We start from the raw sequence: 20,946 nt of genomic DNA, 5'->3' as shown, positions 1-20,946 counted from the left end.
AAATAGGCAGTGGGCTGAACAGGAATGCAAAAAAATACAGAAAAAAGGCAGTCGATGACGGTTCGACTGCCTTAATTTTCACTTATAAGCTTATAACTAAAAATTCAGATATCTATTAGCCAATGCTGTTAACGGCTTTGGATAAACGGGAAACTTTTCTTGCGCAGTTGTTTTTGTGATAAACACCTTTGGAAGTTGCTTTGCTGATTGTAGAGATAGCCTCTTTTAATGCAACCTCTGCTGCTGCCTTATCGTTGTTTGCTACTGCCGCGTCAACTTTTCTGATGGAAGTCTTAACAGCAGAACGGATGGATTTGTTTCTCGCAGCTTTTGTTCTGTTAACTAAAATTCTCTTTTTTGCAGATTTGATGTTAGCCAATTCGTACACCTCCAATTCGTGAATGATGATTAATTTTTTGCATCATAAGAACAGACACGGGCGTTCCTATGAACATGCTTATATAGTTTATAATAATTACCTTGGATTGTCAATACATATTTTTACAAAAATGCTTGACATACATATTTTTGCAAAAAAGTGGGGAGATTATATAAAAATCGAAAGGTGTGGCTGTGAAAGGTATGAATTGCAATGAGAAATACATTTTGCACATAGAAAACAGCAGGGCGGAGCCGGTGATATGGGAGAATTTGGGAAAGTATGGAGGAACTGATATGCTGGGAACTTATAAGATCAGAACCGATTTGGCGGTAGAGGCAAGAGAACGCTTTACAGAGGACAATGTAGAAGTGCGCGGGGTGGAGGTTCAGGAAGATTATAATGAGGAAAAAGACATTCGAACCACTGTGGTGAAAATAACCACGGAAAATGGTGCCAGGGCGATGGGGAGACCTCAGGGGACATATATTACAATTGAATCGGAAGGGCTTTCAGCGCCAGATGAGGACTATCACAGGGAAGTGTCTGAAGAACTTTCCAGACATTTACGCCAGCTGATCGGTCTGGAAAAGGAAAAGTCCGTGCTTATTGTTGGGCTTGGAAATCCGGGTATTACGGCGGATTCATTGGGACCGGAAGTAATTGGGAATCTTCATATGACACGCCATCTGATCCGCGAGTATGGACTGAAAAGTACAGAAAAGCAGATTCTTCATGCAATCAGCGGAATTGTTCCAGGAGTAATGGGGCAGACTGGAATGGAAACTTCGGAAATCGTGGAGGGCGTGGTGGAAATAACACGGCCAGATGTAGTGATCGCTGTGGATGCTCTTGCCGCAAGAAATACCAGGCGCCTTAATCGGACCATTCAAATCACGGATACAGGAATTACTCCGGGATCAGGAGTGGGAAACCACAGAAATGGTCTTACAGAAGAAAATCTGAATGTAAAAGTGATTGGGATCGGAGTGCCTACGGTGGTGGATGCGGCGACTATTGTTCATGATTCTATGGCTCATTTGCTTGAGACACTGGACGAGGCCGAACAGAAAGAATTTTTGGAAGAAATGATTTCCCCACATCTTCATGGAATGTTTGTGACGCCGAAAGATGTGGACGAGACCATAAAATATCTGAGTTTTACGATTTCAGAAGGATTAAATATGACTTTTGCAGAGATCTATTAGAGCGTGTTTGAAAAAGGCTTTCTGCAAGATGTGCGTCACAATTTGTGGGAGATTTTGCCTAGATGAGGGCATCGTAGCGGGCTACGGCAACCGAATTCGGGTGAAATCTCCAGCAAAGTGGGCGTGCAGATTGCGGGAATGATTTTTCAAACACGCTCTGGCGCATGAAGCTGATGTAAAGGTGGTGAACTGTGGAAAAATACTGAAAATATGGAAAGTTAGCCTAAAAAAAGAAACATACGGAGGAAAAATCTGTCATAGGATAACCTTAAAGAGGTGATTTCGTGACAAAAGTCCAGAAGGTTTTCTGCGTGTTTCTTTGTCTGTGTTTTTTTGCGGTTCTGGCTATGCTGCCAGGACCTTTTTCCATGCGGGAAATTGTGCATAATGTGTACAGGCAGTTTCCGTTCTATTATTTTACAGAGGAAAAAGCACAGGAAACCTGGATGGAAATGGATGGGGAAACTCTGGCTGAGATTGAGAAGAGAAATGGAGCATATTTAGAAGAAGTTGCAGAGAATGAGCGTAATTTGCGAGAGGAAAATGCAAAGAAATCCAAGGAAGCCAATCTGGAAAAAAACAGCAGTGTTTCTGAGGAAAGTAAAAAAATAAATAATACAGATAAAATAGAAAATAAAGATAACTCTGAGATGTCAGAAATCATAGAAAATAGTGAAAATCACTTAAATTCAGAAACTCAGCCTGCAAATACCCTTCCTCAGTCTAACATCGTTCTCCCGCATCCAATTCTGGATCTGTCCAGAGACAAGCTGTCGGATTACGATTATCTAATGAACAATTTTTACATTGTAGATGAGAACACAGATGCATCTGCCGTAAAAATAAATGCTGCTGAATTTCTGGCAGAGGATTTTTCCTTGAGTCATGGACCGTTGGAGCCGCAGATTCTAATTTATCACAGTCACTCCCAGGAAACGTTTTCCGATTCCAGGGAAGGAGAAGAGGAAGATACGATTGTGGGTGTTGGAAATTATCTGACCAGTTTGCTGTCAGAAAAATATGGTTATCAGGTGATCCATATAAAAGAAGCTTTTGATATGATGAGCGGAGAACTGGATCGGAATAAGGCCTATAATTATGCTTGTGATTACGTAGAAAAGGTTTTGGAAGAAAATCCGTCTGTGGAGGTGGTTATTGATCTGCACAGAGATGGCATCGATGAAGACAGACGGCTGGTAACTGAAATAAACGGAAAAGATACTGCGCAGATTCTTTTTTATAATGGCCTTAGCTACACGAATGCCCAGGGGAAGGTTTCTTATTTGCCCAATCCTTACATACAGGACAATCTTGCTTTTTCTTTTCAGCTGGAATATCAGGCGGCGTTGTATTATCCTGATTTTTACAGAGGGATTTACCTGGCGGGCTTGCGCTACAATCTTCATTTACGAAAAAGAGCCCTGCTTCTGGAAGCCGGTGCCCAGACAAATACGGTGCAGGAAGTAAAAAACGCCATGGAACCCTTTGCAGACATTTTGAACAGAGTGTTAAAGGGCTGCGGAACAGGATAAAAATAATATAATTTATCCCGTCAAGAACGTTACTGTGAACGGAGTGAACAGGAACCATATAAAAGGAAGTGACAAACAGATTTAATCTGTGCTATAATCTCTTGATAGAATAAACAGTATAGTATAACCAGAGGAGGAATGTCTGGAATGACAGACCAGAGTAAAATTCGAAATTTTTGTATTATTGCACATATTGACCACGGTAAATCTACACTGGCCGACAGAATTATAGAGATGACAGGACTTTTGACTGAGAGGGAAATGCAGGCCCAGGTTCTGGATAATATGGAACTGGAGAGAGAACGTGGAATTACCATCAAATCCCAGGCTGTCCGCACGGTATATCATGGAAAAGATGGAGAAGAGTATATTTTCAATCTGATCGATACACCTGGACATGTGGATTTTAACTATGAAGTTTCACGAAGCCTTGCAGCCTGCGACGGTGCCATCCTTGTAGTTGACGCTGCACAGGGAATTGAAGCGCAGACGCTGGCAAATGTTTATATGGCACTGGATCATGATCTTGAGGTTATTCCAGTAATCAATAAGGTTGATCTTCCAAGTGCAGAGCCAGAGCGTGTTATCAATGAAATTGAGGATGTGATTGGACTTGAAGCCCAGGACGCACCGCAGATTTCTGCAAAAACAGGTCTGAATGTAGATCAGGTTCTGGAGCAGGTAGTGGCTAAGATCCCGGCACCTGCAGGAAATCCGGATGCACCGCTGAAGGCGCTTATTTTTGACTCCATTTATGATTCTTATAAGGGTGCCATTGTTTTCTGCCGAATGGTAGATGGAAAAGTCCGCAAAGGCACAACCATCCGTATGATGGCCACTGGATTTGTGGCAGAAGTTGTGGAAGTTGGGTATTTTGGAGCTGGGCAGTTTATTCCATGTGAGGAACTGACAGCTGGAATGGTAGGTTATATTACCGCCAGCATTAAGAACGTAAGAGACACTCGTGTTGGTGATACTATTACGGACAATAACCGTCCATGTGAGGAGGCTTTGCCTGGATATAAGAAAGTAAATCCAATGGTTTACTGCGGCCTTTATCCGGCTGACGGAGCGAAATACGGGGATCTTCGTGATGCTTTGGAGAAACTGCAGTTAAATGACGCCTCTTTATTCTATGAGCCGGAGACATCTGTTGCTCTTGGATTTGGTTTCCGCTGCGGATTTCTTGGATTGCTTCATCTGGAAATCATTCAGGAACGTCTGGAACGTGAATATGACCTGGATCTTGTTACTACAGCTCCAAGCGTTATTTACAAAGTACACAAGACAAACGGCGAAGTGATTGATCTGACAAATCCGACCAATCTTCCAGATCCATCTGAGATCGAATATATGGAAGAGCCAATCGTGAATGCTGAGATTATGGTAACTACAGAATTTATCGGTGCCATTATGGATCTTTGCCAGGAGCGCCGTGGTCAGTATCTTGGCATGGAATATATGGAAGAGACACGAGCTCTTCTGAAATATAAGCTTCCATTGAATGAGATTATTTACGATTTCTTTGATGCCTTGAAATCTCGTTCCAGAGGATATGCGTCTCTGGATTACGAACTTTGTGGTTATGAGAGAAGTGAGCTTGTGAAACTGGATATTCTGGTAAATAAAGAAGAAGTGGATGCCCTTTCTTTTATTGTGCATGCAGATACTTCTTATGAAAGAGGCCGCAAGATGTGCGAGAAGCTGAAAGATGAGATTCCGCGTCAGCTCTTTGAAATTCCGATCCAGGCCGCAATCGGAAGCAAAATCATTGCCAGAGAGACGGTTAAGGCTATGCGTAAAGATGTTCTTGCCAAGTGCTACGGCGGTGATATTTCTCGTAAGAAGAAACTTCTGGAAAAACAGAAGGAAGGTAAGAAGAGAATGCGCCAGGTTGGAAACGTAGAGATTCCGCAGAAAGCATTTATGAGCGTACTGAAACTGGATGAAAATTAATTGTTGTCAATCCTGTGGTGAAAAGCAATAAATAAAGGTGTCTGAGTGTGACTGATTGACATAAGATATATGCCAGCTGGCATCAGACGCGGAGGTATCCGATGAAAGCTAAGATACGTATTCTGACAAGAAGAATAAAGAGAAGTTATAAAAAAGACAGGGAACAGTGGATCAAGGGCGGGATTTTGACAGTGATCCTGCTGGTGATCGTAATTTTTGCAGGCAGCTGTGCATGTGGGAAGAAAACGGTGAAAGCACCAGACGCAGAGTCGCAGGGCGTAATGAAGATCACGCCGATTCCTACAGCAACACCTACGCCGGTACCTCGCCAGGTAAATAAAGATGCGGTAGCGCAAAGCGGAAGCGTGACTATGGTGAATGAGTATCTGGTTCAAAAAGAAGAGGGAAAGGCTGCAGGCAGCAGTAAGAGCGGCTCTTCAGAAGAGCAGACTGCTGCAGATTCGTCTGACAGCGGCAGTGATGCTACTGGAAATTCAACAGATGAAGAAACTGAGACCGGTAGTGGAGATTAATTTTACAGAAACAGCATTGTAAACAGAAGAAAATAAACAATGTGGAGAAAATCAGAATGGGAACAAAGAAGAATGGTTTGGAATTGTACCTTCACATCCCGTTTTGCATAAAGAAATGTGATTATTGTGACTTCCTGTCAGGTCCCTCTACCAGGGCCGGGCAGGAAGCTTATATTTATGCACTTTTACGGGAAATGGAGACGGTTTCAAAGAATCTGAAAAAACGTCCGGTAGATACAGTTTTCATTGGCGGGGGAACACCTTCTGTGCCGGAATGTGATGTAATGGAAAAGCTTTTACAGGGGCTGAGAGATTATTTTTTGTTTTCGGCGGATGCGGAGGTAACGATTGAAGCAAATCCTGGAACATTGACGCCTGAGAAACTTTCTATTTACAGAAAATACGGAATTAACCGGATCAGCATTGGCTTACAGTCGCCAAACAATAAGGAACTGGCTATGCTTGGAAGAATTCATAATTATGCACAGTTTCTGGAAAGCTTTCAGATGGCAAGAGAGGCTGGCTTTTCCAATATAAATGTGGATCTGATGTTTGCCATTCCGGGACAGTGTTATGAAGGTTGGATAGAGAACCTTCGGATGGTGGCGGCACTTGGCCCGGAGCACATTTCGGCATACAGTCTTATTATTGAAGAGGGCACCCCTTTTTCCAGAAAAAAGCTGGATTTGCCTGATGAAGATACGGAGTACCGCATGTATGAAGATGTTGCTGTAGTTCTGAAAGAGTATGGCTATCATCAGTATGAGATTTCCAACTATGCAAAAGCAGGGTGTGAATGCAGACATAATGAAGGATACTGGCAGAGAAAGGATTATCTGGGGCTTGGGCTTGGAGCGGCTTCCTTATTGGGAAAGGAACGTTTTTCCAATACTTCCGATATGCAGGAATATCTGAAAAACAGCAGTGCACCAGAAAAAATTCGAAAAAACAGGGAACTTCTTACAAGAGAAGATGAGATGGCAGAGTTTATGTTTCTTGGACTTCGTATGACACAGGGCGTGTCCAAAAAGGAATTTCAGGAGTATTTTGGCACTGCAATAGAGAATATATATGGAGAAGTTCTGAAAAAATATAAGAAACAGGGACTGCTGTTGGAAGAAAGCGGCAGGATATTTTTATCAAGAGAAGGCGTTCATGTGAGTAATGCAGTGATGGCAGATTTTTTGCTGTAAGTTTTGGTGGAAAAAGAATTTAGAAATGGTTGACGAACAAATGTTCCTGTGATATTCTTGAAGAACACATTAAGAAATGTCTGAGCCGGAGGATTCCGGATCAGATCAGGATACAGGGAGTTACAGCCGGTGCTTTCCGGTTAAGAAATGGAGGAACAGATGGCAGCAGAGAATAAGAAACAGTTTATCAGAATCAGAGGAGCCAATGAGAATAACCTGAAGAATCTCAGTGTGGATATTCCCAGAGATAAGTTTGTAGTTCTTACCGGCTTAAGCGGATCAGGAAAGTCTTCACTGGCATTTGATACGATCTATGCAGAAGGGCAGAGAAGATATATGGAATCTCTGTCTTCCTATGCCAGACAGTTCCTTGGCCAGATGGAGAAGCCAGATGTGGAGAGCATAGAGGGACTTCCACCGGCTATTTCTATTGACCAGAAGTCTACTAACCGCAATCCCAGATCCACAGTAGGAACGGTGACAGAAATTTATGATTATTTCCGTCTTTTATACGCCCGTGTTGGTATTCCACATTGTCCGAAATGCGGCAAGGTGATCGCCAAGCAGACAGTAGACCAGATGGTGGATCAGATTATGGAATTGCCGGAGCGCACCAGGATCCAGCTTCTTGCACCGGTAGTACGAGGACGCAAGGGTACCCATGCGAAATTACTGGATCAGGCCAGACGCAGCGGTTATGTACGTGCGGAAATCGATGGAAATGTGTATGAACTTTCTGAGGAGATTACCCTGGATAAGAATATTAAACATACGATTGCCATTATTGTAGACCGTCTGATCGTGAAGCCTGGAATTGAGAAAAGACTTACAGATTCTCTTGAGACAGTATTGAATCTGGCTGACGGATTGGCTGTGGTGGATACAATGGACGGAAATTATATGAATTTCAGCCAGAGCTTTTCCTGTCCGGATTGTGGAGTCAGTATTGATGAGATCGAGCCAAGAAGTTTTTCATTTAATAACCCATTTGGGGCCTGCCCGGAGTGTCTTGGCCTTGGTTATAAGATGGAATTTGACCCGGATCTTATGATCCCGGATAAGTCTCTGAGCATTTCTGAAGGGGCTATTGTAGTGATGGGCTGGCAGTCTTGCACAGATAAGAGCAGTTTTACCAATGCTATTCTGAATGCCCTTTGCAGGGAATACGGTTTTGATCTGGATACACCTTTTAAAGATTATCCCAAGAAGATACAGGATATTATTCTATACGGCACAGGCGGACATTCTGTGAAGGTTTATTATAAGGGACAGCGCGGAGAGGGTGTTTATGATGTGGCTTTTCCAGGCCTTATAAGGAATGTGGAACAGCGCTATAAAGAGACTGGCTCTGAATCTATGAAACAGGAATACGAGAGCTTTATGCAGATCACTCCATGTAAAGCATGTAAGGGTCAGCGACTGAAGAAGGAGTCACTTGCGGTTACGGTAGCGGATAAGAATATTTATGAAATTACCAATATGTCCATTGATAAGCTGAAGAGATTTCTGGCAGAAATGCAGCTGTCTCCGCAGCAGCAGCTTATTGGAAAGCAGATACTAAAGGAGATCAGAGCCAGAGTGGGGTTCCTGGCAGATGTAGGTCTGGAGTACCTTTCCCTGGCACGTGCCACTGGTACTCTGTCTGGCGGAGAGGCACAGAGAATCCGTCTTGCTACCCAGATCGGTTCCGGCCTTGTCGGGGTTGCCTATATTCTGGATGAGCCAAGTATTGGTCTGCATCAGAGGGATAATGATAAACTTCTTGGTGCTTTGATGCACTTAAGAGACCTGGGAAACAGTCTTATAGTGGTTGAACATGATGAGGATACCATGCGCGCAGCGGACTGTATTGTAGATATCGGACCCGGCGCAGGAGAACATGGTGGACAGCTTGTTGGAATGGGCACTGCTGAGGAACTTATGCAGAATCCGAAGTCCATTACAGGAGCATATCTCAGCGGAAAACTGAAAATCCCGGTTCCGGAAGTACGAAAGGAACCTACCGGTTATCTGACTATTAAGGGGGCGGCAGAGAATAATCTCAAACATATAGACGTGGATATTCCTCTTGGAATTATGACCTGCATTACAGGTGTTTCCGGGTCAGGAAAGAGTTCTCTGATCAATGAAATCCTTTATAAACATCTTGCAAGGGATCTGAACAGGGCCCGCGTGATCCCGGGAAAGCATGATGATATTATTGGAATAGACCAGTTGGATAAGGTAATTGCCATTGACCAGTCTCCAATTGGCCGTACACCAAGATCTAATCCTGCTACTTATACAGGCGTATTTGACCAGATCAGAGATCTTTTTGCTGCTACAGCAGATGCCAAGGCAAAGGGGTATAAGAAAGGGCGCTTCAGCTTTAATGTAAAAGGCGGACGCTGTGAAGCCTGCAGTGGTGATGGTATTATTAAAATTGAAATGCACTTCCTGCCAGATGTTTATGTCCCTTGTGAAGTTTGCAAGGGGAAGCGCTATAATCGGGAAACTCTGGAAGTGAAGTATAAGGATAAGAGCATCTACGATGTACTGAATATGACAGTTGAGGAGGCAATGACGTTCTTTGAGAACGTTCCATCCATCAGAAGGAAGATAGAGACCTTATATGATGTCGGTCTTTCCTATATTCGTCTCGGACAGCCTTCCACCACTCTTTCCGGCGGAGAAGCACAGCGTATTAAGCTGGCTGCAGAGCTGAGTAAGCGCAGTACAGGTAAGACTATTTATATTCTGGATGAGCCTACCACTGGATTGCATTTTGCAGATGTTCAGAAACTGGTGGAGATTTTGCGTCGACTTTCGGATGGTGGAAATACGGTTGTTGTAATTGAACACAATCTGGACGTGATCAAGACCGCTGATTATATAATTGATATCGGACCGGAAGGCGGAGATGGCGGGGGAACAGTTGTTGCCAAGGGAACACCTGAAGAAGTGGCGAAGAATCCAGCTTCTTATACAGGACGTTATGTTGCGAAATATTTGAAGTGATTCTGATAATAAACCTCTTTCCAATTGAAGCATTTTTGTTTATAATGGTACGAAGACTATTAATTATGAAAAATCTATGAGACAATTATAAAGTCACATCTGCAGAATGTGGTGTTTATGATTACAGTTCGGAATATGAATGGTAATCATTTATTGCACAATTCTTGCAGAGAAAGTGTGACAAAGTGTTTTGAGAGAAAGGGGAATTTAATGCCTGCCAGTGATATTGGAATTGACCTGGGAACCAGAAACAGTCAGGTATATTCCACTGGACGGGGGCTGGTAGTCAGTGAGCCGTCTGTAGTGGTTTATGATAAGAACTCAGAGAAAATAAAAGCAATCGGTGAGGAAGCCAGACAGATGACCGGACATGTTTCATCAAATATGGAAGTAATCCGGCCAATCCGCCAGGGAGTGATTGTAGATTATACGGTTATGGAGAAGATGCTGAAGTATTTCATTTCCAAGGCAATGGGTCGCCATGCCTTTCGAAAGCCTAGAATCAGTATCTGTATCCCCAGCGGAACCACAGAGATTGAAAGAAAGGCAGTAGAGGAAGCTACTTATCAGGCTGGAGCAAGGGAAGTGTTTCTTGTGGAAGAGCCGATTGCAGCTGCAATTGGTGCCGGAGTAGATGTGACGAAGCCTTTTGGTAATCTGATCGTGGATATAGGAGGCGGAACCACTGATGTTGCCGTGATTTCCATGGCTGGCTCTGTTGTGTCTGCTTCCGTAAAGGTTGCCGGAGATAATTTCGACCAGGCAATCATGAGCTATGTGAGAAAAAATCACAGCCTTTTTATTGGGGAAGAGGCCGCTGAGAACATAAAAATAAAAATCGGAACTGCCTGCCAGGAAGCATCTCCGCGGATGCTGGAGGTAAAAGGCAGAAATGTGATCACCGGACTTCCCAAGGTTGTAACTCTGACTTCAGAAGAAATCCGTATTGCATTGAGGGATGCTACCAATCAGATTGTGGAGACTGTGCACGGAGTGCTTGAGAAAACTCCGCCGGAACTGGCTGCAGATATTGTAGACAGAGGAATTGTTCTCACAGGTGGCGGAGCATTGCTCCATGGAATGGACACCCTCATTGAGCAGAAGACCGGCGTAAGCACTCTTACTGTGCAGGATGCTATGTCTGCGGTTGTGGTGGGAACCGGTAAATATGCGGAAGTAATTACCAGGATGGAAGAATAATCTGATTGCTTTGAAAAGCGTAAACAGTAACATATAATTTGGCTATTCTGTTTTGCAAAAGATAAAATATTATGTAAACTATAATGAAAAGGGTACTGCGTTCTAGAGCGTGTTTGAAAAAGGCTTTCTGCAAAGTGGGGCGTGCAGATTGCGGGAATACTTTTTCAAACACATTCTAGCAGTGCCCTTTGGTTAGTGCTGGCGGCAGGAGAAGAACAAATGAGTGAGAAAGTTACAGGCTATATAGATCATGTCATATTCCGCAATGATGAAAATGGATATACAGTTATGGTTCTTAAGACCGCGGATTCAGAGGAAGAGCTGACTTGTGTAGGAACATTTCCTGACGTTACACAGGGTGTGACCATTGAAGCTGAGGGACAGTTTTCCCAGCACCATATATACGGCAGACAATTTAATATCCAGTCTTATGCGGAAAAGGCACCAGAGGACACCCAGGCTATGGAACGTTATCTGGGTTCCGGAGCGATTAAAGGGGTAGGTGCAGCACTTGCTGCCAGAATTGTGCGGTGTTTTGGCGAGGATACCCTTAGAATAGTGGAAGAAGAACCGGAAAGGCTGGCGGAAGTCAAGGGAATCAGTGAGAAGAAAGCCAGAGAGATTGCAGTACAGGTGACTGAGAAGGCAGATATGCGAAAAGCCATGATGTTTCTGCAGAAATATGGCATTTCCCTGAATCTTGGAGCAAAGATATATCAGAAATATGGTCAGTCCGTATACAGTGTGCTTCAGGAGAATCCCTATCGTCTGGCAGATGATATCTCGGGAGTTGGCTTTAAAATTGCAGACACCATTGCGTCACGTATTGGTATACATGCAGATTCAGATTACAGGATCCGCAGCGGTATGATGTATACTCTTCTCCAGGCTTCAGGGGAAGGACATGTATATCTTCCGAAGGACGAACTGTTTGACAGAGCTTCCCAGCTGCTTCAGGTAGATGTTTCTTATATGGAGAAACATCTGATGGATATGGCAATTGACCGGAAAGTTGTTTTAAAAGAGAATGACAGAGAGGTACTGGTTTATCCAAGCCAGTATTACCGCTTGGAACTGAATACAGCAAGAATGCTCACTGAATTAAATATCCGTTATCCACAGAATGAGCAGATGATGGAGCGAAGAATTGCCCAGATTGAGAAAGAAACAGGTACTGTTTTGGAGGAAATGCAGAAGAAGGCTGTTGTAGAGGCTGCTGGAAATGGCCTTTTTGTACTTACAGGAGGACCAGGTACCGGTAAAACTACCACGATCAATGCAATTATTCGTTTTTTCGAGGGCGAAGGCGCAACTCTTCGTCTGGCAGCACCTACAGGACGCGCAGCCAAGCGAATGACAGAAGCTACAGGTTATGAAGCACAGACAATACATCGGCTTCTGGAATTGAACGGTGTGCCGGATGAGGATGGCAGAGAGTCTCAGGGTGTTCATTTTGAACGGAATGCAGAGAATCCGCTGGATACAGATGTAATCATTATTGATGAGATGTCTATGGTGGATATTTTTCTTATGCATTCACTGCTTCTTGCGGTGACTGCGGGAACCAGGATCATTCTGGTAGGAGATGAGAACCAGCTGCCAAGTGTAGGTCCTGGAAATGTGCTGCGGGATATTATTCAAAGCGGCGTTTTTCCAGTAGTAGAACTGAAGAAAATTTTCAGGCAGGCCTCTCACAGTGATATTGTAGTAAATGCACACAAGATCCATAACGGAGAGCAGGTTTCCCTTGATAACAAAAGCCGCGATTTCTTTTTCCTGAAGAGATATGATGCCGATATTATTATCCGCGTGGTCATCGCACTGATTCAGGAGAAACTGCCGAAGTATGTGGATGCAAGACCTTTTGAAATACAGGTTCTGACTCCAATGCGAAAGGGGCTTCTGGGCGTAGAGAGGATGAACCAGATCTTACAGAGATACTTGAATCCACCAGAATCAGGTAAAAAAGAGAAAGAAATTGGAGACCGGCTTTTCCGTGAGGGAGACAAGGTTATGCAGATTCGGAACAACTATCAGCTGGAATGGGAAGTCCGGGGGAAATACGGAATTCCTGTAGAAGAAGGAGTGGGCGTATTTAATGGAGATACTGGCATTCTGAAGGAAATCAATGAATTTGCAGAGACTGCCACTGTGGAATTTGAGGATGGCCGTTTCGCTGACTATTCTTTTAAGCAGCTGGAAGAATTGGAACTTGCCTATGCTATAACCATACATAAATCCCAGGGCTCAGAATATCCGGCAGTTATTCTGCCGCTCCTTTCCGGCCCCAAGATGCTGATGAACCGCAATCTTTTGTATACAGGTGTTACAAGAGCCAGGAAATGTGTTACTGTAGTTGGAAGTGAGGAGACTTTCGGGGAGATGATCCGCAATGAGAAGCAGCAGAAACGTTACAGCTCTCTTTGGGCAAGGATACAGGAACTTTCTGGATCTGTTGTATCCAAGACGGTGTCCTCTGTGTCACAGGATTCTTAGGAACAGCCATCAGTTGATCTGTCTGGACTGTGCCGGAGATTTAAGACCTGTATCGGGGCCACGGTGTTACAAATGCGGAAAACCGGTAAATGGAGATGAAGAATACTGCAGGGACTGCGGCGCCCATCCAGGCGCTTTTGACCAGGGACGCGGGATTTTTCTCTATGATGACCGGATGAGATACTCTATAATGAAATATAAATATTTTGGTTGTCAGGAATACAGCCGCTTTTATGGAAAAGCATTGTATATCTACGGAAAAGATATGCTTGCATTATGGAAGCCGCAGATAATCATTCCGGTTCCGCTTCATAGAAGAAAGCAGCGCATAAGAGGGTTTAATCAAGCTGAACTTCTGGCGAAAGAACTGTCCCGTTATGCTGGGATTCCTGTAGATACTGCTATTCTAAAAAAGTGCCACGCTACCCGATCACAGAAAAAACTGGATGCGGCTGAAAGAAAGAAGAATCTTCAAAAAGCTTTTCAGGTTGTAGGAAATCCTGCAGGAATGCGTATCTTGCTTATTGATGATGTATATACTACTGGAAGTACCATGGATGTGCTGGCAAAGCTTCTGCTGGAAAAGGGAGCATCCCATGTATATTTTCTCACGCTGTGTATTGGAAACAACAGGTAAAAAAATGCTTTTCATGGCATGGGATATATGATACAATCATCCTGTATGAGTATAGCTTTTCAGCTTTAAAAGAAACGCATAAGGAGCCATTTATGATAAACGAAGAAAAAGTAAAGATAATGGACCGGCTTGCTGTATATGAGAAACAGGAAGGCAGAAAGTATCTTCCAGTAAGCAAGTACTACAGGAGTGACTATATTGGTCTGGCGCTGATTAAGAATTTCTTTCTTGTAACAATTGGATATGGATTGATACTGGCTGTGATTGCAGCGTATAATTTGGAATATCTGCTGGATAATGTGCACAAGATGGATCTGATCTCTCTTGGAGTTGTAGTCCTGGGGGGATATATAGGGATATTGGTATTATATTCTGTGCTGACATATATCCAGTACACTGTGAAGTACCATAAGGCGAAGAAGAGTGTAAAACAGTATTACACTCAGCTGACGAAATTAGAGAAAATCTATACTCGTGAAGAAAAGAAATTCGCAGGACGTGAAATGTCAGGAGGATATAGAAAATGACAGCATTACTTGAGTTAAAGCAGAAAATAAAAGAAATATACGGACAGTATGAAATGTATATCCTGCCTGTAATGAAGTTTGTTCTTGCACTGGTTTATTTCCTGTGGATCAATGCGAATATGGGATATATGTCTCGCCTGAATAATGTATTTTTAGTACTGATCCTGGCATTGATCTGTTCCATTTTGCCGTCTTCCGCTATGATGTATATTGGTTTTGTGCTGATCCTTGTTCACAGTTATGCACTTGGAATTGAAATTGCGGCATTTATGCTTGTTCTGATCCTTCTGATGATGATCTTTTTCCTGAGGTTCAGTGGTGAACAGAATGTAACATTTGTATTTACACCGCTTTCCTTTGCATTCAGCCTTCCGGCATTACTTCCTATTGGAAGCGGACTTATGGAGAGCAGTTTATCTGCAATTCCGGCTGGCTGCGGTGTGGTTATGTATTATTTTATCCGTTTTTTAAGATCACAGTCAACAATTCTTGTGAATCCGGATCTGGAGATGACAGATAAGCTGCAGATCATGGCTGACGGTCTGGTACAGAACTGGGGAATGTGGATTGCAGTTGTTGCTTTTGTAGCAGTTATCCTTCTGGTACATCTGATCCGTACCCGCTCTTTTGATCATGCATGGAGGATATCTATTATTACAGGCGGTGTTGCCTATGTGTTTATAATGCTTGTTGGAAGTTTTGGAATGAACCTGAATGCAACTGTTGCAATGGTTCCGCTTCTGATCTGTACGATTGCAGCTGTTCTCCTGGCACTTGTGCTTGAGTTCTTTGCATTTGGAGGAGATTACAGCCGTGCAGAGCGTCTGGAGTATGAGGATGATGAGTACTTCTATTATGTAAAAGCAGTTCCCAAGGCTTCTGTTGCAACTTCCGAGAGAAGTATTAAGAAAATAAATGCAGAACCTGTTCGTGAAGAGCGCAAGGCAGAGGACAACTCTGGTACTTATGCCAATCCAATCTTCCGACAGGATGAGAAGCCTAAAAGAAAGAAAGCTTCTCCAGCAGCAGACAGAAAGCCAAGACAGGCAGAGAAACCTGCTGCTAAGGATATTGATTTTGAAAAAAAGCTTGAAGAATCTCTTAAAGATCTTTAAGGTTACTGCTTGGCAGTGAATGGTAACAAAGAAAGGAGTACACTATGCAGGATATGGCAGTCAGATTATCAGGATATTTGTCAAAACTCTCCCTGCCCAGTCTGGGAGTAACAGACATACTGGAGATTGCCCTGATTTCCTTCTTTATCTATCAGTTTATGGTGTGGATCAAGTTTACCCGCGCTTATACTCTGTTGAAGGGAATTCTGATAGTACTCCTTTTTATTTTATTTGCATATGTGTTGAAAATGAATACGATCCTCTGGATCATTAAGAATCTTTCTACTATACTTCTTACCAGTGTTGTTGTTATTTTCCAGCCAGAACTTCGGAAAATGCTGGAGCAGCTGGGACAGAAGAAGTTTATGGCTTCTATTTTCCCTTTGGATGCCGGCAAAGAGGTACAGGAAAGGTTTACAGATAAAACAATCAATGAGCTTGTGAAGGCATGTTTTGACATGGGAGAAGTAAGAACTGGCGCATTGATCGTCATTGAGCAGAATATCCGCTTAAGTGAATATGAGCGCACAGGAATCAATGTGGATGCAGTTCTTACAAGTCAGCTCCTGATCAATATTTTTGAACATAATACACCACTCCATGATGGCGCTGTCCTGGTGCGTGGCAATCGAATTGTAGCAGCTACCTGTTATCTGCCTCTTTCCGATAATATGGAGCTGAGCAAACAGCTTGGAACCAGACACAGAGCTGGTGTGGGAATTAGTGAAGTAAGTGATTCCCTGACAATTATTGTTTCAGAAGAAACCGGGCAGGTGTCCATGGCCCAGAACGGACAGCTCAGCAGAGGTCTTACCAGTGCTGAACTGAGATCTGCATTGATCAAGGCTCAGAATAAAAAGGTTGTAACTAACAGTAAACTGCGTCATCTGTTGAAAGGAAGAATGAGACATGAAGAAGACAAAGCTGACTAGGAATTTTACCTTGAAGATCATGTCTGTTTTCATCGGATTTCTGATCTGGTTTATTGTGGTAAATGTGGACAATCCGGTATCCAGTAAAAGTATCACCATTGCCGGAGAAAATGTAGAACTCCAGAATACGGCTTATGTGGATAGTGCAAACATGATGTGTATGCAGGATGATGATCCGGATCCTATAAGGGTTACAATCACAGGAGAGAGAAGACTTCTTTCCAGGATTACTCAGACCAATATAACCTTGACGGCAGATCTGCAGCAGGCAGGAAGCCTTGATACAGATCCGGTTATGGTTCCGATCACTGCCTCCTGTCCGGGAATCAGCCCCGAGAATATTAAAGTGACACCACAGTATCTCAGTGTCAGACTGGAAGAAAAAGTAACACAGGAGTTTCTGGTTAATGTAAATTACGGTTCCAGCCAGCCGGGCAAGGGCTACGAGGTTGGTTCCCAGACTGCAAGTCCGGAGAAAGTTAAAATTACAGGTCCGAAATCTCTTGTGAATAAAATTGATAAAGTAAATGCGACCGTTGATGTTGATGGCCGAACAAAGGATTTTTCCGAAGAGGCAGAACTGAATATTATTGATAAGAATCAGGACAGTCTTGCCGGAAGAATGGCTTATCTCACCATAGATAATACCAAAGTTGTTGTTACAACTAAATTTTGGAAGATTCGCACAGGCGTTAATATTGGTGCGGACTATGTAGGTGTGCCGGCAGATGGCTATCAGGTGGAGAGTGTGACTACTGTTCCGGATACTGTAAGTATTGCGGGAACAGATGAGGCATTGGAGACTCTGAAGCAGAATGACAACACGATCTGGATAGGCGGTACTGATATTGATATTACAGGAGAGACAACTGATATTGAGAAGAAAGTCAGTCTGAAAGATGTGCTTCCTGAGGATGTGAAGCTGACAAGCGGAACCAGTGAGGACGTTTGGGTGAAGGTAAGTATTTTACCTATTGGAAGTCATTCATATGGTCTTCCCTCCAATCAGGTTACGGTAGATAACCTTGCTGATAATCTTCTGGTAACATTTGGAACAGATAAGATTGAAATCCGCGTGAAAGCAACAGCTGGAGAGCTTGATGACTTTAATCTTGACGAAGTGAAAGCTTCTGTTGATCTGAAGGATATGGAAGTAGGAAGCTATCAGATTCCTGTGACTGTGAAGCTGCCTAAGGGATTTGAACTTCTGGATGATGTGGTTGCAGATGTGACTATATCAGAAGTTTCCAATTCAGATACTAATAATGAATGAGCTGTTGTTTACGGATAACGTTTGGCGAAATATATTGCCATGGATCCAGAGAACAGCAGCAATAAGGGAGAGAAACTATGGTAAGTGAGAAAGTAAGGGTGAACAATCCTTCCGGCCTTCATTTACGACCGGCAGGCATTCTTTGTAAGGAAGCTATGAAATATAAATCTCTTATAACATTTCAGTATGGTCAGGGGTCTGCCAATGCCAAAAGCGTGCTCAGTGTTCTGGGCGCGTGTGTGAAATGTGGTGATGAGATTACTATATTTTGCGAAGGCGAGGACGAAACAGAGGCTTTAAGAAATCTTGTAACTGTTATCAACAATGGTTTAGGAGAATAAGATTTACAACGTTACAATAGGGAGGCATAAAAGTGAAAAAGAGAGTAGCAGCCGCAGTTTTAGGGATTATGTTAAGTGTGTCCATGGGTCTGGAAGTTCCAGCCGCAGCTTTGGATAGCGGATTTGAATCCGGATTTACATCTGAACAGGCAGCAGATGTGCAAACAGAAGACGGAGCCGAAGCAGTACAGCCGTCTGAGGATACAGAGGTGCCTGCAGATACGGCAGCAGCTGAGGAGCAGCAGGTACAGGAAAGCCAGGACAAGGAAGAACATACAGACAGCGAAAATTCAGGAGAAAGTACAGATGGTTTTTTCGATGGCTTTACTTCAGGTGAAACAGTGGAGGAGAATGGAAGTACTGCTCCGGTAGATGGATTTGAAGCTGTTCCTGAAGGCACATTGGATGGGACTCAGGAAGTACAGGCAGATAATTCAGACGGAGTATTTGACTGGAAAGAATGGGAGCAGACAGCTGATGGTTTTAAGCTTCGCAAGAAGAAATCAGCTGTAAGTGCAGCTGCTGAGGCTCAGAATGTGGCTGGTTCTGATGAGATTCAGGCTTTTGATGAAGTCCAGGAGAATGGCGAAGCAGCAGGTACGGAAAGTGTAGAGGCTGAAGGAACAACTGCTCAGGCTGAATATTATACTGCGGCAGATGGAATTGTAGAGATTACTACAAGAAACGAGGCTGGAGCAGTTCATACAGGAAGTTATCTGTTTGATGCCAATGGATTTCTGGTTACTGGCATTAAGACTTTAGCTGGAACGGAGAGTGCAAATGGGGCTGTTGGTGAATTCTATTTTACAGCTTCCGATAGTGCACAGGCATATACAGAATATAATGGACAGGGTGCTGCACTGGTACCGTGGAAGACCACACTTGGTCAGATGAAGAAGGATTACTGGTTGTGGAACAAAGAAAGCAGAAACTTCCATTATTATGGCGCAGATGGTAAGGCATTAACCACCGCACAGCTGGATGAAGCCGCCAAGGCAAATAATACATATACAGGATATTATAAGATCAATGATGAGTATTATTGTCTGGATGAGAATGGAACACCACGTACAGGGGATGTTACTCTGACAGTAAACGGAGTAGCTGCACAGTACTACTTCCAGCCAGCAGAAACAGATCAGGAAATTCCAGGAAAGATGTACCGTGATGGATGGAAGAGTTTTGCAGGAACAGCCGGTGAGCAGTGGAAATATTATGATTCCGGTGAGCTGGACAGCAGTAAGATTGGACAGCTTATGGTTCATGGCGTTATTGTAACAGATCTTGACGGACATAAAGATGCGGAAAATTCCTATCTGATCGATAAGAATGGCTATCTTCTTAAGAAGACTATGAAGAAAGCCACAGATGGCAAATATTATCTGACAGATAAGAATGGTTGCATTTATAAGAATCGTATTGTCACTTATAAAAAGAAACAATATTATGTAACAGAAACCGGTGCAAGAGCAACATGGAAAAAGGTATGGCACCGCTGTCCTGGGGCTGGAAACAGAATGTACTATTTTGGTTCTACTGCTGGCCGGATTGTGAAGAAAACCGGATGGCAGAAAGTAACCACCTCTAAGGGGAAATTCTATGGCTGGTTCCTGTTCAATAAAAAAGGAAATCATTACGCCAATACACTGAGAAACGGATATTATTTCAAAGCTGACGGAAGACTTGCCAGCGGAGTTACCGTAATCAATGGCAAGAGTTATTTCTTTAAACCATCTACATCTAATACAAGAAATGGCCAGATGGTTAAGAATGAAATGTTTGTTTACAAGAAAAAAACATATTTTGCAGACTCTAAGGGTGTACTTCGCAAGAGCGGATGGCAGAAGATTGATGGAAACTGGTATTACTTCAAGAATATGAGTCTTGTGAAGAATGCATTCGTGAAGAAAGGCAAAAAATACGGATATGTAGATGCCACTGGTAAGTTCACTACAGGCTGGGTGGTTGTAGACAATTCCCAGAATCTGGTTCGTTACATTAACCCGGATAAGAAGGGCTTTGTACAAAATGAATCCAAGTGGATTGATGGCAAGCTGTATTACTTTGATAAGAATGGTTACAGAATCAATGACGTGACAAATATTTACAAATCCGGATATACAGTTGAAGTGGATCGTGTAAATGGTGTTATGACAATTTATGCAGATGCGAACCGTACAATTCCGGTTAAGACCATTCGTGTTTCAGTAGGCAATCCTGGAACAGATACTCCGACAGGTAGATATAAACTGACAAGATACAGCAGATGGCAGGCGCTTATGGGACCGTCCTGGGGACAGTATGGTACTCATGTAGATGGTGCTGGTCAGGGCGGAATTTTCGTCCATTCTATTGCATGCGGCTCAGCAAACAGCTATAATTTGCCGGTTAGTGCATATCTTAAGCTTGGAAGCCCAGCTTCCCATGGCTGTATCCGTACCTGTGTTGCCGATGCAAAATGGGTATATGAGAACTGCAATGGTTCCACTATTTATATTTTCGATGGAACCTATAAATCTGATGAGGTATTCAAAGGACCGCTGGGACGTCGCGCAATTACACCGCTGAGGGGAATTAAGAATGGCGGATACTACGATCCGACCGATCCGGCAGCTTAATAGCTTACT

Annotated in this window: 16 protein-coding genes and 2 pseudogenes; 16 read left to right on the top strand and 2 right to left on the bottom strand. The window is 43.3% G+C overall.

Features of this window, described 5'->3' with window-relative positions; translation table 11 throughout:
- Positions 1 to 115: 115 nt before the first annotated feature.
- Complete coding sequence (gene rpsT / locus AB5170_RS15530; RefSeq protein WP_330382769.1) at positions 116 to 379, bottom strand: 30S ribosomal protein S20; 264 nt, start codon at positions 377 to 379, stop codon at positions 116 to 118.
- 296 nt (positions 380 to 675) lie between these two features.
- Between rpsT and gpr the strand changes: the two genes are divergently transcribed.
- A complete protein-coding gene (gene gpr, locus AB5170_RS15525) occupies positions 676 to 1,587 on the top strand; it encodes a GPR endopeptidase (RefSeq protein WP_118579888.1) in 912 nt (303 codons plus the stop codon).
- On the opposite strand, the pseudogene AB5170_RS15520 reads toward gpr, so the two are convergent.
- A pseudogene (locus tag AB5170_RS15520) lies at positions 1,541 to 1,753 on the bottom strand (DUF6783 domain-containing protein). The gene gpr and the pseudogene AB5170_RS15520 sit on opposite strands and share 47 nt — an antisense overlap.
- Before the next feature lie 118 nt (positions 1,754 to 1,871).
- On the opposite strand from AB5170_RS15520, the gene AB5170_RS15515 reads away from it, so the two are divergent.
- The 15 genes and pseudogenes from AB5170_RS15515 to AB5170_RS15445 all read left to right on the top strand — a co-directional run bounded on the left by AB5170_RS15515 (position 1,872) and on the right by AB5170_RS15445 (position 20,937).
- Positions 1,872 to 3,119: a stage II sporulation protein P gene (locus tag AB5170_RS15515; RefSeq protein WP_226815251.1), complete on the top strand. Its 1,248-nt coding sequence runs from the start codon at positions 1,872 to 1,874 to the stop codon at positions 3,117 to 3,119.
- Between the two features lie 147 nt (positions 3,120 to 3,266).
- Positions 3,267 to 5,075 carry a translation elongation factor 4 gene (lepA, locus tag AB5170_RS15510; protein ID WP_330382770.1) on the top strand — a complete coding sequence of 603 codons (1,809 nt, stop codon included), beginning with the start codon at positions 3,267 to 3,269 and terminating at the stop codon, positions 5,073 to 5,075.
- A gap of 101 nt (positions 5,076 to 5,176) precedes the next feature.
- The gene (locus AB5170_RS15505) at positions 5,177 to 5,608 is read left to right on the top strand and encodes a hypothetical protein (RefSeq protein ID WP_173718896.1); all 432 of its coding nucleotides are present in this window, start codon (positions 5,177 to 5,179) and stop codon (positions 5,606 to 5,608) included.
- Positions 5,609 to 5,664: 56 nt separating this feature from the next.
- Positions 5,665 to 6,801: a radical SAM family heme chaperone HemW gene (hemW, locus tag AB5170_RS15500; RefSeq protein ID WP_173734907.1), complete on the top strand. Its 1,137-nt coding sequence runs from the start codon at positions 5,665 to 5,667 to the stop codon at positions 6,799 to 6,801.
- Between the two features lie 159 nt (positions 6,802 to 6,960).
- Positions 6,961 to 9,798 (top strand): excinuclease ABC subunit UvrA, encoded by a 2,838-nt coding sequence (gene uvrA, locus AB5170_RS15495; RefSeq protein WP_368361578.1) that lies wholly within the window; start codon positions 6,961 to 6,963, stop codon positions 9,796 to 9,798.
- Positions 9,799 to 10,008: 210 nt separating this feature from the next.
- Positions 10,009 to 10,998, top strand: a complete 990-nt coding sequence (locus AB5170_RS15490; protein ID WP_148461733.1) for a rod shape-determining protein — start codon at positions 10,009 to 10,011, stop codon at positions 10,996 to 10,998.
- Positions 10,999 to 11,124: 126 nt separating this feature from the next.
- Positions 11,125 to 11,181 (top strand): annotated as a pseudogene (locus AB5170_RS15485) (DUF6783 domain-containing protein); the annotation flags it as partial.
- Positions 11,182 to 11,217: 36 nt separating this feature from the next.
- A complete protein-coding gene (locus tag AB5170_RS15480) occupies positions 11,218 to 13,494 on the top strand; it encodes an ATP-dependent RecD-like DNA helicase (protein ID WP_195699130.1) in 2,277 nt (758 codons plus the stop codon).
- Positions 13,391 to 14,131: a ComF family protein gene (locus tag AB5170_RS15475; protein WP_118579695.1), complete on the top strand. Its 741-nt coding sequence runs from the start codon at positions 13,391 to 13,393 to the stop codon at positions 14,129 to 14,131. The genes AB5170_RS15480 and AB5170_RS15475 overlap by 104 nt, the downstream gene beginning before the upstream one ends.
- A gap of 92 nt (positions 14,132 to 14,223) precedes the next feature.
- Entirely contained in the window at positions 14,224 to 14,658 is a 435-nt protein-coding gene (locus AB5170_RS15470) for a hypothetical protein (RefSeq protein ID WP_118579692.1), read from the top strand.
- Positions 14,655 to 15,773, top strand: coding sequence for a hypothetical protein (locus AB5170_RS15465; RefSeq protein WP_118579689.1), 1,119 nt, complete (start codon positions 14,655 to 14,657; stop codon positions 15,771 to 15,773). Before AB5170_RS15470 ends, AB5170_RS15465 begins: the two co-directional genes overlap by 4 nt.
- A gap of 44 nt (positions 15,774 to 15,817) precedes the next feature.
- A complete protein-coding gene (cdaA, locus tag AB5170_RS15460; protein ID WP_118579686.1) occupies positions 15,818 to 16,705 on the top strand; it encodes a diadenylate cyclase CdaA in 888 nt (295 codons plus the stop codon).
- Positions 16,683 to 17,978, top strand: coding sequence for a YbbR-like domain-containing protein (locus AB5170_RS15455; RefSeq protein ID WP_148461731.1), 1,296 nt, complete (start codon positions 16,683 to 16,685; stop codon positions 17,976 to 17,978). The genes cdaA and AB5170_RS15455 overlap by 23 nt, the downstream gene beginning before the upstream one ends.
- Positions 17,979 to 18,055: 77 nt before the next feature.
- Entirely contained in the window at positions 18,056 to 18,319 is a 264-nt protein-coding gene (locus tag AB5170_RS15450; RefSeq protein ID WP_118579680.1) for an HPr family phosphocarrier protein, read from the top strand.
- A gap of 32 nt (positions 18,320 to 18,351) precedes the next feature.
- Positions 18,352 to 20,937 (top strand): L,D-transpeptidase family protein, encoded by a 2,586-nt coding sequence (locus tag AB5170_RS15445; RefSeq protein ID WP_227198880.1) that lies wholly within the window; start codon positions 18,352 to 18,354, stop codon positions 20,935 to 20,937.
- Positions 20,938 to 20,946 lie beyond the last annotated feature (9 nt).

The sequence above is a fragment of the Ruminococcus sp. RTP21484sp1_RTP21281st1_A8_RTP21281_210402 genome (genome assembly GCF_040914025.1).
Classification (GTDB): domain Bacteria; phylum Bacillota; class Clostridia; order Lachnospirales; family Lachnospiraceae; genus Blautia_A; species Blautia_A faecis.
Note: the sequence above shows the minus strand (reverse complement) of the source record. Positions and strands in the feature narration are given on the sequence as shown.